Source organism: Bacillus cereus group sp. MYBK5-2 (assembly GCF_051915685.1).
GTDB lineage: Bacteria > Bacillota > Bacilli > Bacillales > Bacillaceae_G > Bacillus_A > Bacillus_A cereus.
Window position 1 is genome coordinate 1,060,983 of record NZ_JBQAFE010000001.1, and the last position, 13,326, is coordinate 1,074,308.

Consider the following 13,326-nt stretch of genomic DNA (forward strand, 5'->3'; position numbering starts at 1 on the left):
TTATGATATAATAACAATTGACTTTAAAAATGTAAGTTGTATCTATTGTGATAGTTACTATTATATTAGAAGTTTAGAGGTGGAAGAGAAATAAAGAGTCATACTTTATAGAATTTTATATTTAATCAGGTTAATATTTCGCCCGAGAATCAAACTTTGGAAGTTAAAGGAGTGAAAATAGAGCAATGAGGAAGAAAGAAGTGAAATGAGTGTGAAAGTAATGAGAAGATTAGGGACATGGTTATTACTTGCATGTGTGCTTATCATATTGATACCGAAAAGTGCATCTGCTCATGCGTACGTTGTGAAATCAAACCCTATGGAAAATGAAACGTTGAAGAGAGCACCATCTGTTGTAAAAATTGAATTCGATGAGGACATACAAGTTTCACGTTTTAATACATTGTACGTGAGAGATACATCAGGTAAAAGGGTCGATTTAAAAGATGCTCATATTGATACAAAAAATAAAAAACTATTAGAAGCCGGATTAAAAGAAAACCTCAAAAATGGTCTCTACTCTATTCAGTGGAAAGCAATTTCAGCTGATGGACATCCAATTCAAGGGGTTATTCCATTCCGTATTGGATTAGCGGAAGCGGAAACAGACGATGTACAAGTGGAAGAGATGGGGTATGTTCCGCAAATTGATATGATCATGGAACGTGGAATTTTATATACAAGTTTCTCACTATTTATAGGAGTGCTATTCTTTAATCTTATTATGTATAAAGGAAATGCAACCTCGGTTCGATCAAGGAGTAAGAACATAATATGGATTTCCTTATTAGGGATATTTATTAGCTTGTTATTCAATCTACCACTGCAAGCGAAAATAAATGCTGATGTTTCGTGGCTAGAAGCATTCAACCCTTTACTATTAAAAGAAACATTACAGCTTTCTGTTTTTGGTTATGTATGGATTACTCAAATGGTTCTCATTAGTACGCTTATAATTGTTACGTATTTTGCGGTGAAGCATGAGAAGTATTCGTCGTTTAAAGTATGGAGTATTCCAATACTATTATTTATAGGGTTACTTGTTATGAAAGCCTTTAATAGTCACGCATATGGTTTAAAGTTTAAAGAGATTGCTGTCGTTATGGATTTTCTACATTTATTCGCAGCTTCATTATGGGTTGGTGGTTTATCATCTATTATTCTTCTTTTACGTAAAGAGGATAACAAGTGGCATATGTATTGGGATATGATTAAGCGTTTTTCACCGTGGGTAACAGGTGCTGTTATCGTGATTTTAATAACAGGCCTTTTTAACAGTACATTTTTTATTCCAACAATCCACTCGTTATTTGATACGAAGTATGGATTGGCTTTATTAACAAAGATACTTTTATTCATTTTCATGGGGATATTGGGAATTATTCATTATATGAAAGGGAGAATGCGAGCGCAGCAAGGATTAGGTGCTACGGTGAAAGTAGAGTTTATCATTGGAATTATCATTTTCGTAATCGTAGCTTTTATGACAAACGTACAAACACCACCGATGCCTCCTACTGGACCTTTTACAGAGAGTAAACAATTAGATAATGGATATGAAATGACGCTAAATGTAAGTCCTAATAGAGTAGGACAAAATATATTCCATATTACTTTAAAGGATGAGAACGGACAACCCGTTACTGATATGGAACAAATTATATTAACGACTCAATCGTTAGATATGAATATGGGAAAAGGATCATTTAAAGTTTCGGCAGTTTCACCGGGAGAATATGAAGCAGAAGGTATGTATATTAACATGACAGGAAACTGGAATATACAAGTACATGGATTAACGAAACCGCTTGATAGCTTCGATACGGATTATAAATTTATTGTAGGTGGCAGATAAAGTGAAACTTTAAGCAGCCCTCATCAATTGGGCTACCCGGCGAATAGCGGGATAAAGAGTAGGTATAGATAAAAAGGAGCTAATTGAAAATGAAACGCATAAAAAAATTAGGAACAACAATGATCGCAACAGTAATTGCAATGGGAATGTTTTCGTTACCTGTTAGTGCGCACGTTACTGTGAAGCCAGCAACTTCTGACATCGGTTCTTGGGAGACTTACACGATAAAAGTACCAGTTGAAAAGAATATAGCAACAACAAAAGTTACACTGAAAATACCGTCTGGTGTGGAATTCCAACAGTATGAACCAGTGCCAGGGTGGAAAATGGAAGAGCAAAAAGATAATGCCGGAAAAGTGAAAACTGTAGTATGGGAAGCAATAGGAGAAGGGATTTTACCCGGTCAGTTCCAGCGATTTACTTTCGTCGCTAAAAATCCGGATAAAGAACAAAAAATAGCTTGGGATGCATATCAACAATATAAAGACGGAGAAATTGTTGAATGGACAGGCGATGAGAGAGCTGAAAAACCGCATTCACTTACTACAATTGCAAAAGGTACGTCATTAACAGGAGAACATGGTGAAGTATCTAATGTAGAAAAGAATAAAGGTACTAGTAATATGCAATTGATAGCGATTGTTTTATCTATTTTGGCAATTGTATCTTCGGTAGGTGCGTGTGTTTTTGTAGTGCGTCGTAAAAAATAAGATATAAAAAAGAGCCTACAAATAGCAGGCTCTTTCTCATATTTATTTCACTTCAACCTGCTGCCTTACAGCAAGTGTTTTCGGCTTTATATTTACAAAACAAATGCTCACAACAATAAATAATAGGCCAATAAATAAGCTCATTGTAATGGCTTCATGTAAGAAGATTGAACTTACAATAATAGCGATAAGGGGAATAAGGAATGTATAAGCCCCTACTTTACTCGCTTCACCAGCTCCAACGAGTGTGAAGTATGCAAGCCACCCCATTGCAATAACAAAGAATGAAATAAAGAGTAGTACACTAACAAATGGCATACTCCAAGCAATACTAGACCAACTTTCAAATTCTGAGCCAAATCCGATTAAACAAAGACCACCAATAAGAAGCTGAATTGTTACCATCCAAATGGCATTCACACGGTGACCAGTTTTCTTAATAAATACTGTTCCAAGTGCCCAGCCAATCGCACATCCTAATGCAAGAAGAATGCCAATGACAGAAATATGTCCAGTTAAACTACTAGAGCTAATAACACCTACACCAATAAATCCGAGTACAAGCCCGAAAATTTTTAAACCGTACATTGCTTCTTCAAGCCATATCCATGAGAAAATACCAAGTAAAACAGGTTGTAAAAATACGATAGCCGAAAATAGACCAGCAGGCATATATTGAAGACCAACAGTTTGTAACCCGTAAAATATAATGATGTTAAGTAAAGAAGAAATAACGTATAAATGCCACGTTTCTTTTAAATGTAATTCTTTATATTTGGGTAGAGCGAAAAGGAGTAAAATGAATCCTCCAATTAAAGTTCGAACGCCTGCAAATAAAACGGGTGGTGTATAATGCAGGGCAAACTTAGATAAAGGCCAATTGATTCCCCACATAAAAACGAGGAAGGTAAGGATTATGGCCGTCTTAGTTCGAGAAAGCTGTGTCACGGTAAAACCTCCTTGTTGTTATTCATTTCACTATGATATGATATCGAATGTAATAAATAAAATGAATCTTTTTTATAAGGAGTATAAGTGATTAGTTATGACTATTACACAACTGCAAGTATTAATAAAAACTATTGAGTTAGGTAGTTTTACGAAGGCTGCCAGGGTGTTAAATATGACGCAGCCAGCTGTAAGTCATGCCATTTCAAGTATTGAGTCAGAGTTAGGAGTTACGATTCTTATACGTGATAAACGACAAGGATTACTCGTTACGGATGTAGGAAACAGAATTCTTGTACATATTAGAGAGATTTTGAACGGTGTAGAGAAGATTGAACAAGAAGTTGCGATGGAGAAAGGACACGAAGTGGGGACGATTCGAATTGGGAGTTTTCCGAGTGCTTCTGCACATTTCTTACCGAAAATGATAAACCATTTTAAGGAGAAGTATCCGAGCTTAGAGGTCGTTCTTTGCGAAGGAACAATTAAAGAAGTTGAAGATTGGTTAATATTGAGGGTTGTTGATATAGGAATTGTTATTTTGCCTAATAAAGAGATGGAGATTGTCCCGTTAACGAAGGGAAAAATGGTTGCTATCTTAAGAGAGGATCATCCTCTTTGTAAGAAGGACTCTATTACAATTCGTGATTTGGAGAATGAACCGATCATATTATGTAAGGGCGGATACGAACCACCCATCATTGATATGTTTAAACAAGCCAACGTACCACTTCGGGCTGAGTATGTAATTTCTACCGTTACTACAGCTTTAAATATGATTCAAGAAGGATTAGGCATTGCAATATTAGCTGAATTATCTTTAACGAATTTACCACATAATGTGCAAACGAGAGAATTGGAACCGCAAGTATGGAGAGAAATTGCTTTAGCTGTTCCTTCATTAAAGGATTCTTCAATCGCTGTACAGCTATTTATTGAAGAATTTCAAGCGCTATTTGCAGAATAAAAAGGGGTGTCTCATATATCATAATGGGGCACTTTTTAATTTGCTTATAAAAAATCTATGAAAAGGATTGACTTATTTTTTAGTTGTAACTATAATGATTACATCAAGGTGGTGATTACGATGAAAATTAGTAGCCGCTTTTCCATAGCTGTTCATATTTTATCTATTTTGAAAAACAATCCATCTTCACTTTGTACTTCAGACTATATGGCTGAAAGTGTAAATACGAATCCGGTAGTCATTCGTAAAATGATGTCGTACTTGAAACAAGCTGGCTTTGTTTACGTAAATCGTGGACCGGGTGGCGCGGGATTACTAAAGGATTTACATGAAATCACATTGTTAGATGTGTATCATGCAGTGAACGTAGTCGAAGAAGACAAGCTATTTCATATTCACGAGCAACCGAATCCAGATTGTCCAATTGGGGCGAATATTCAAGCGGTGTTAGAAATTATTTTAATTCAAGCACAATCCGCGATGGAAGAAGTTTTGAGAAATATTACGATGGGGCAGTTGTTTGAAACTTTGCAAGAAAAAATGAATGTTTAAATAATATTTATATTTTTTTATCATCAATGTAACTAGTTTGATTACAACGATAAGGTAAGGTGTAAAAGTTATGACTGTAAAAATGAAAGTATACTCAGATTTTATATGTCCGTTTTGTTTTTTAGCAAAAGGTCCATTAGATGAGGTAGCGAAAGAGAAAGATGTAGAGATTGAATGGATGCCATTTGAATTACGTCCAAGTCCATATTCAAAAATAGATCCATGGAATGAACCAGAAAAATTAGGTTCATGGGATGCTTTCATTCTTCCGACAGCAAAGAAGTTAGGAATTGATATGCGCTTGCCACGTGTTTCACCACATCCATATACACATTTAGCTTTCGAAGGATGTCAATTTGCAAAAGAACGTGGACTAGGTAATGAGTATCATCACCGCGTATTCACAGCATTTTTCCAAGAAGAGCAAAACATTGAAGATATTGATGTGTTAACAAAATTAGCGGTAGAAATAGGACTTCCTGAGGCGGAATTTAAAGATGCTTTAGTAACTCGTAAATATAAAGAAAAGCATCAAGAAGCAATTCAACACGCATATGATGAAGCGAATATTATGGCTGTTCCAACTGTCATGATTGGAGATGAAGTCATTCAAGGGCTTGCTAGTAAAGAAACACTAGAAAGGGTCATTGATAAAGAAATTGAAAAGGATAAAACAAATTCATTTGAAGGTATGCAATGTAATACCGATGGATATTGCTAATTCGCTTGTTATGAAATAACAAAAAAAATTATAAAACAAACATTTGGAGGAATTAAAATGTCAGCAACTACAACAAACTTAAAAGAAGCAATCGTGAACCGCCGTTCAATTCGTAAAGTAACAAAAAACGATGCAATTACGAAAGAAAGAATTGAAGAAGTGTTAAAAACAGCTTTACACGCACCAACATCTTTCAATATGCAAAGTGGTCGTATGGTTGTATTAATGGATGGAGAGCATGAAAAGTTTTGGGATATCGTTAAAGAAACACTAAGAGCACGCGTACCAGCAGAAAACTTTGAAGCGACTGTAGAAAGACTAAAAGGCTTCCATGCAGGTGTAGGAACAGTTCTATTCTTTGAAGATCAAGCAACTGTAGAAAAAATGCAAGAAAATGCCCCATTATACAAAGATCAGTTCCCATTCTGGTCTCATCAAGGAAATGCGATGTTACAACATACTGTGTGGATGCTATTATCTGCTGAAGGAATTGGGGCGTCATTACAACATTACAACCCAATCGTAGATGCTGAAGTGAAAGAAACTTGGAACATTCCGGCAGAGTGGAGCTTAGTAGGTCAAATGCCATTTGGTGAACCAAACGAACAACCAGCAGAAAGAACGTTCTTGCCTACTGAAGATGTAGTGAAATTTTATTAAGAAATACAATATGTAACGAGAAGGAAGCTGTGCTAAAAAACAGCTTCCTTTTTTGTAGTGGTGTTAATTTATGCGCATTTAGGGAAGAAATATAAGAAATAATACGGTGAGAAGGGAATTAGAAAAATGAATGATGAGAAAAAATATACAGTGGTAGGTACTGATGTTGAGGAAGTAAAGCGTTTAAATAAAAATTCAGGATTAACGTATAATCAAGTGAAAGAAATGTTAGCAAAGCAAATGCAAAAAAAGAAGTAATTAGATTGAAATCTTTCATTTTTTCATTTAGCATTTTGATTGGAGAGAGTTAAGTAAAAGGTAACTCTCTTTTTTGTATAGCTAAGCATCTTATAGAGTGGAGGAAGCAACATGAAGAAATGGGTAAAGGTAATGCTGTCTATCACTGGAGGCATTGTCTTATTAGCGTGTGCCGGCGGATATTACGTGTATAAAAATTATTTTCCAAAGGAACCTGAGCGTATTGTATATGATAAAGAAAGAGTGCTACAACCGATACATAATCAGCTTAAAGGAATCAATATAGAAAATGTAAAGATAAAAGAAAAAGAAGTCGTAAATGCGACTATAGATGAGCTTCAAAAAATGATTGATGATGGAAAGTTGTCATATGAAGAATTAACGAGTATTTATCTCTTTAGAATACAAGAACATGATCAAAATGGAATAACATTAAATTCTGTTACAGAGATAAATCCTAATGCGATGGAAGAAGCAAGAAAGTTAGATCAAGAGCGGGGGAGAAACAAAAAGTCGAATTTATATGGTATTCCTGTCGTTGTAAAAGATAATGTACAGACGGAAAAAGTGATGCCGACTAGTGCAGGAACTTATGTATTAAAAGATTGGATTGCAGATCAAGACGCAACAATTGTGAAGCAGTTGAAAGAAGAAGGAGCATTTGTTTTAGGAAAAGCGAATATGTCTGAGTGGGCGAACTATTTATCTTTTACAATGCCAAGCGGGTATAGCGGGAAGAAAGGACAAAATTTAAATCCGTACGGTCCGATTACATTCGATACTTCAGGATCAAGTTCAGGATCTGCTACAGTAGTTGCAGCAGATTTTGCGCCGCTTGCAATTGGAACAGAAACGACGGGATCGATTGTTGCACCAGCGGCGCAGCAATCAGTAGTTGGGTTACGTCCATCTTTAGGTATGGTAAGTAGAACAGGAATTATTCCATTAGCTGAAACTCTTGATACAGCAGGACCTATGGCAAGAACAGTAAAAGATGTAGCAACGCTATTTAATGCAATGATAGGTTATGATGAAAAAGATGTTATGACAGAAAAAATGAAAGATAAAGAAAGGATTGATTATACAAAGGATTTATCAATAGATGGATTAAAAAGGAAAAAGATAGGGCTTCTTTTTTCTGTAGACCAACAAGATGAAAATAGAAAAGCAGTAGCAGAAAAAATTAGAAAAGACCTTCAAGATGCAGGTGCGATATTAACTGATAATATCCAGTTAAGTGCTGAGGGTGTAGATAATTTGCAAACATTAGAATATGAGTTCAAGCATAATGTAAACGACTATCTTTCACAGCAAAATAATGTACCGGTAAAATCGTTAGAAGAGATTATAGCGTTTAATAAAAAGGATAGTAAAAGACGAATAAAATACGGACAAACATTAATTGAAGGGTCTGAAAAATCTGCTATAACGAAAGAAGAGTTTGAAAACGTAGTGCAAACGAGTCAAGAAAATGCAAGAAAAGAGCTAGATAGGTATTTAGTAGAAAAAGGTTTGGATGCTCTAGTTATGATTAATAACGATGAAGTCCTTCTATCAGCTGTAGCTGGTTATCCGGAATTAGCGGTTCCTGCTGGATATGATAAAAATGGAGAACCAATCGGTGTAGTGTTTGTAGGGAAACAGTTTGGTGAAAAAGAGCTTTTCAATATTGGATATGCGTATGAACAGCAGTCTAAAAATAGAAAATCACCTAGTTTATAAAAGATTATATGAAAAATAACTGGAATCCACCGAAATTATGTTGGTGGATTCCAGTTAAACGAATCTAACAATATGAAAAGAAAAAAAGGATTCTTCTCAATTAGTAAGAAAGATTGTCTATAGGAGTTCATAAAATGTAATATATTCAATTTCCATCCATTGAAGGGGGAGGTTAATTCTTAATGAATGAAGTAAAGAGTTTTTTTCGAAGTAGAGGGTTTCAACGGTTTCTCGTTTTAATAATAGTAGCGCTTGTATTATACGCATTAAAAAGTATGATTAATTTAATATTAATTACGTTTATACTGACGTTTTTAATGGATCGATTTCAACGTTTTATTTCAAGAAAATTGAAAGTAAATCGGAAAATTGTTATTGCATGTTTATATATAATACTAGTTTCCTTTATAGGCACAACATTATATAAATATTTACCTGTGCTGACGATACAAATTTCACAATTAATTTATCAATTTAAACTGTTTTTTCAAAATCCACCTGATAATGAAATCGTTAAATATGCACTTTCGACAATTAATGGGATGGAAGTATCAAAATATATAGAACAAGGTGTAGACGTCATATATCAATCAATAGCAAATATAGGGAAGGTAAGTTTACAAATATTATTATCTCTAATTTTAAGCTTATTTTTCTTATTAGAAAAAGAGCGTATTATTACATTTACATCTAAGTTTAAAGATAGTAAGTTAAAAATCTTTTATGAGGAAATTGCATATTTTGGTGAAAGATTTGCAAGATCGTTCGGCAAAGTAATTGAAGCTCAGTTTTTAATTGCCGTGGTAAATTGTATTCTTACTGTTATTGCATTAATCGTTTTAGGATTTCCACAGCTACTTGTATTAGCTGTTATGATTTTCTTACTAGGCTTGATTCCTGTTGCAGGTGTGATTATTTCTTTGTTTCCACTTTGTATCATTGCTTACAACGTAGGCGGAGTTATGTACGTAGTATACATACTCGTATTCATAACAGTAATCCATGCTCTTGAAAGTTATTTTTTAAATCCGAAGTTTATGTCTGCAAAAACAAATTTACCAATATTCTACACATTTATGATTCTTATCTTCTCAGAGCATTTCCTCGGAATATGGGGGCTTATTATCGGGATACCAATCTTTATCTTTTTATTAGATGTACTTGATATAAATAATGAGGATGCGACTAAAAAATAAGAAATGATAGAAAATCACAAAAAGTCATAGGAGATAATGAAAATAAAAAGCAATCCAAAATAAATTGGATTGCTTTTTATTTTCATTAAAGAACCGGAGCCATTGTTTCTTTCAATACTTGAACAGAGTGATCGAATTTTAATTCTTCATCTTCACTTAATTCAACTTCTAAAATTTCACGAACACCGCCGCGATTTAAAACAGCAGGTACCCCTATATAAACATCTTTTTGACCGTATTGACCTTCTAAGTAAGCTGATACAGTTAATACACTATTTTCGTCGTTTAAAATTGCTTTTGTAACACGTAGAAGTGACATGCCGATACCATAATAAGTTGCGCCTTTACGCTCAATAATATGGTAAGCTGCATCACGGACGTTTATGAAAATTTTGTCTAAATCTTCTTGATTATACGTGTTGTCTTTTTCAAGCAGTGTTTGTAGTTTTTGGATACCAACGGAAACATGACTCCAAACAGGAAGTTCAGTATCGCCGTGCTCTCCGATAATATAAGCGTGAATGTTGTGTGGACCAATATCGAAGTACTCACCTAACATATAGCGGAAACGAGCAGAATCAAGCGTTGTACCAGAACCGATTACACGTTCTTTCGGTAAACCAGATTCTTTCCAAGTTACGTAAGTTAAAATATCTACAGGGTTTGTTGCGATTAAGAAGATGCCATCAAATCCGCTATCCATAATACTGCGAACGATTTGTTTGAAGATTTTAGCGTTTTTCTCAACTAAATCTAAACGTGTTTCGCCTGGCTTTTGTGGTAATCCAGCTGTAATAACTACAAGGTCAGCATCTTTACAATCTTCGTAGCTGCCTTTCCATACTCTAGTTGGAGCTGGTGCGAATGGAACAGCATGACTTAAATCCATTGCTTCCCCTTCAGCTTTTGCCTCATTTACATCGACTAAAACAAATTCTTCAGCTACGGCTTGGTTAATCATGCAGTAAGCATAACTACATCCAACTGCTCCTGTTCCTACTAATACAACACGGTTAATACCTTTTTTCATTTCAAAATTCCTCGCAATTTCATTGATTTTATTATGTAAGATAATACGTCTTACTTCTATAGAGTCATATCTAGTTTATTACATTTTATAAAAGATATTCAAGTATTTGAAAATGTATCCGTGCAAATCAGCGAACAAAACATAGGAATTCAGTGAACCGAATATAATTCAGTAAAATCCTTTGTAAAAGGGGAAATGGCATGGGGAATCCATTAGCAATGGAAGAAATGCTTCATATTATTCATGCAGGGCTTGTTAAAAAGAATAACCCAAAACGGATTACGATTGCAGGTGCAGGGATTTCTGGATTAGTTGCAGGTTCTTTATTAAAAGAGGCTGGGCACGAAGTAACGATTATAGAAGCAAATAACAGAATAGGTGGCAGAGTGTATACGATTCGGGAACCATTTAGTGTGGGTTTATATTTTAATGCAGGCCCGATGAGAATCCCTGACACCCATAAGTTAACCTTAGCGTATATTCATAAATTTAAACTACCTTTAAACCTTTTTATAAATAAAACTTTTGCAGATATCATTTATACGAATAACATTCAAACGAGATTGAATGTGTTTGAAAATGATCCAAGTGTACTTGAATATCCGGTTTTGGATAAAGAAAGAGGAAAAACGGCAGAAGAGCTAATGATTGAAGTATTAGAACCAATACTAAATTACATTAAGAAGGATCCTGATAAAAACTGGCTTATCGTTGAAAAAAAGTATAAAACGTATTCGCTTGGTTCATTTTTAATGGAGTATTATTCAGATGGTGCGATAGATATGATTGGGGTACTTCTTGATATGGAAGCTTATATGGGAATGTCCTTAATTGAAGTATTACGTGAAATGATTTTCTTTACTTCAACAACGAAATATTATGAAATAACTGGTGGAATGGATAAGTTATCGAATGCATTCTTACCACAATTAAGGGAACATATTTTAATGCCGTATAAGGTTGATAAAATTATACAAGAAGATAATAAAGTAATGTTACAAGGAAATCATGAACAAACGTTAGAGCAATTTACAATAACAAGTGATTTTGCTATTATTACAATTCCATTTTCATCGTTAAGATTTGTAGAAGTTCAGCCATACTATTTATTCTCTTATTTTAAAAAAAGAGCAATTCGTGAATTAAATTATATTGCTGCAACTAAAATTGCAATAGAGTTTAAAAGTAGATTTTGGGAGAAAGCGGGACAGTGTGGCGGTAAATCTATTACTGATTTACCGATACGGTTTACATACTATCCGAGTTATGGCATTCATACTCAAGGACCAGCTATCGTTATAGCAAGTTATACGTGGGCAGATGAGGCGTTAACATGGGATAGTCTCCCGCAAAGAGATCGTATTCGTTATGCATTAAAAAATTTAGCGGAAATATACGGTGACATCGTCTATAGTGAGTTTGTCACTGGAACATCTTTTAGCTGGAGTAAAAATCCGTATTCTTGCGGTGCATTTACAGCTTTCGAACCAGGCCAAGAGCTCGAGTTATTTCCGTATATTACACCACCATCTGGAAAAGTACATTTTGCAGGAGAGCATACGACATTAACACATGGATGGATGCAAGGGGCAATTGAGTCTGGAGTTAGAGTTGCATATGAAGTAAATGAACAGTGAATCTCTTATATTTACAAATGGTCATTCTTTTAATAAAATGATAAATATAAATCGTAATTATTACGCTTTGAATACATTTGAAGTAAAGAAATGGATGGTCGGTTGAATGAATAAAGTGGAGATTCATATATTAGGTGGTTTTTTAGGTAGTGGAAAATCAACATTATTACAAAATTTATTGTTAGCAGAGAAAAAGAAGAATAGAAAAGTTGCAGTATTAATGAATGAAATTGGTGAATACTCAGTAGATACAGATATTATTGGAAAAGAGAATGTTTTAAGAGAACTTCTTAAAGGATGTATTTGTTGTACGTTAAAAGAAGAGCTTGAAATACAATTACATTCGTTATACCAACAAGAAAGACCAGATGTAATTTATATAGAAACGACAGGTGTTGCGCATCCAATTGAAGTGTTAGACGCGTGTGTCTCGCCAATTTTAGCTCCTTTTCTGGAAGTGAAATCAATTGTAGTCGTTTTAGATGCAGTAAGGTGGTTAAATCGAAGTATATTAAGTGCAAATGTACAACAGCTATTGCATGAGCAACTGAAATTTGGTAGTCACATTCTTGTTAATAAAGCAGATTTACTAACAGATGAAGATAAGAATACAGTATTTGAAGAAGTAAAGGCAATAAATGATCATGCGAAAATGTATGAGACAAAGTATTGTAATATATCTTTAAAAGATATAGAAGAAGCAGAATTTCCAAATGATGAGGAACACGAGACACTACATGTCAAACAGCATTTACATATACAAACAATGACATATCAATTTACGAAACCGATTGATCAAGACAAATTATATGAATGGCTTTCGAATTTACCAGATAGTATTTATCGAGTGAAAGGTTTTGTGAAATTCCATGGAGATAAATACCCTCACCTATTCCAATATTCGTTCGGAGTACCAACTTTATTAGAACAAGACTTCGGTTTCCCGACAAACTTAGTAGTAATAGGAGAAGGACTAGATAAGAAACAATTGGCTGAAGGGTTAGAGAAAGTAGAACTTAACTCTAATTAAGGGGAAAAGACTAACTTAAAAATAAGTTAGTCTTTTTGTA

At 34.4% G+C, this 13,326-nt stretch carries 13 protein-coding genes; 11 read left to right on the forward strand and 2 right to left on the reverse strand.

Annotated elements, in window-relative coordinates:
* Nucleotides 1–205: 205 nt before the first annotated feature.
* Nucleotides 206–1,855 (forward strand): copper resistance CopC/CopD family protein, encoded by a 1,650-nt coding sequence (locus ACTFP3_RS05690; protein WP_440009582.1) that lies wholly within the window; start codon nt 206–208, stop codon nt 1,853–1,855.
* Between the two features lie 89 nt (nt 1,856–1,944).
* A complete protein-coding gene (locus tag ACTFP3_RS05695; protein WP_440009585.1) occupies nt 1,945–2,565 on the forward strand; it encodes a YcnI family copper-binding membrane protein in 621 nt (206 codons plus the stop codon).
* 42 nt (nt 2,566–2,607) lie between these two features.
* On the opposite strand, the gene ACTFP3_RS05700 is transcribed toward ACTFP3_RS05695, so the two are convergent.
* Nucleotides 2,608–3,513 (reverse strand): DMT family transporter, encoded by a 906-nt coding sequence (locus tag ACTFP3_RS05700; RefSeq protein ID WP_000192791.1) that lies wholly within the window; start codon nt 3,511–3,513, stop codon nt 2,608–2,610.
* A 97-nt stretch (nt 3,514–3,610) separates the two neighbouring features.
* Here ACTFP3_RS05700 and ACTFP3_RS05705 point away from each other — a divergent pair, with 97 nt between their 5' ends.
* The 7 genes from ACTFP3_RS05705 (at nt 3,611) to ACTFP3_RS05735 (ending at nt 9,589) form a co-directional block, all read left to right on the forward strand.
* A complete protein-coding gene (locus ACTFP3_RS05705) occupies nt 3,611–4,480 on the forward strand; it encodes a LysR family transcriptional regulator (RefSeq protein WP_086385880.1) in 870 nt (289 codons plus the stop codon).
* A 120-nt stretch (nt 4,481–4,600) separates the two neighbouring features.
* Nucleotides 4,601–5,032 (forward strand): Rrf2 family transcriptional regulator, encoded by a 432-nt coding sequence (locus ACTFP3_RS05710; RefSeq protein ID WP_042515328.1) that lies wholly within the window; start codon nt 4,601–4,603, stop codon nt 5,030–5,032.
* A gap of 70 nt (nt 5,033–5,102) precedes the next feature.
* Nucleotides 5,103–5,753 carry a DsbA family oxidoreductase gene (locus ACTFP3_RS05715; protein ID WP_006922059.1) on the forward strand — a complete coding sequence of 217 codons (651 nt, stop codon included), beginning with the start codon at nt 5,103–5,105 and terminating at the stop codon, nt 5,751–5,753.
* Between the two features lie 57 nt (nt 5,754–5,810).
* On the forward strand, nt 5,811–6,413 hold the full coding sequence (locus ACTFP3_RS05720) for a nitroreductase family protein (protein ID WP_001277021.1): 603 nt from the start codon (nt 5,811–5,813) through the stop codon (nt 6,411–6,413).
* A gap of 126 nt (nt 6,414–6,539) precedes the next feature.
* Nucleotides 6,540–6,671: a hypothetical protein gene (locus tag ACTFP3_RS05725; RefSeq protein WP_000997344.1), complete on the forward strand. Its 132-nt coding sequence runs from the start codon at nt 6,540–6,542 to the stop codon at nt 6,669–6,671.
* A 111-nt stretch (nt 6,672–6,782) separates the two neighbouring features.
* Nucleotides 6,783–8,393 (forward strand): amidase family protein, encoded by a 1,611-nt coding sequence (locus ACTFP3_RS05730; RefSeq protein ID WP_326036003.1) that lies wholly within the window; start codon nt 6,783–6,785, stop codon nt 8,391–8,393.
* Between the two features lie 182 nt (nt 8,394–8,575).
* Nucleotides 8,576–9,589: an AI-2E family transporter gene (locus ACTFP3_RS05735; RefSeq protein WP_001006597.1), complete on the forward strand. Its 1,014-nt coding sequence runs from the start codon at nt 8,576–8,578 to the stop codon at nt 9,587–9,589.
* Between the two features lie 85 nt (nt 9,590–9,674).
* On the opposite strand, the gene ACTFP3_RS05740 is transcribed toward ACTFP3_RS05735, so the two are convergent.
* Complete coding sequence (locus ACTFP3_RS05740) at nt 9,675–10,619, reverse strand: L-lactate dehydrogenase (protein ID WP_000715321.1); 945 nt, start codon at nt 10,617–10,619, stop codon at nt 9,675–9,677.
* A gap of 200 nt (nt 10,620–10,819) precedes the next feature.
* Between ACTFP3_RS05740 and ACTFP3_RS05745 the strand changes: the two genes are divergently transcribed.
* A complete protein-coding gene (locus ACTFP3_RS05745; RefSeq protein WP_440009589.1) occupies nt 10,820–12,256 on the forward strand; it encodes a flavin monoamine oxidase family protein in 1,437 nt (478 codons plus the stop codon).
* Between the two features lie 106 nt (nt 12,257–12,362).
* Complete coding sequence (locus tag ACTFP3_RS05750; RefSeq protein ID WP_001044939.1) at nt 12,363–13,286, forward strand: CobW family GTP-binding protein; 924 nt, start codon at nt 12,363–12,365, stop codon at nt 13,284–13,286.
* The last annotated feature ends 40 nt before the right edge of the window (nt 13,287–13,326 follow it).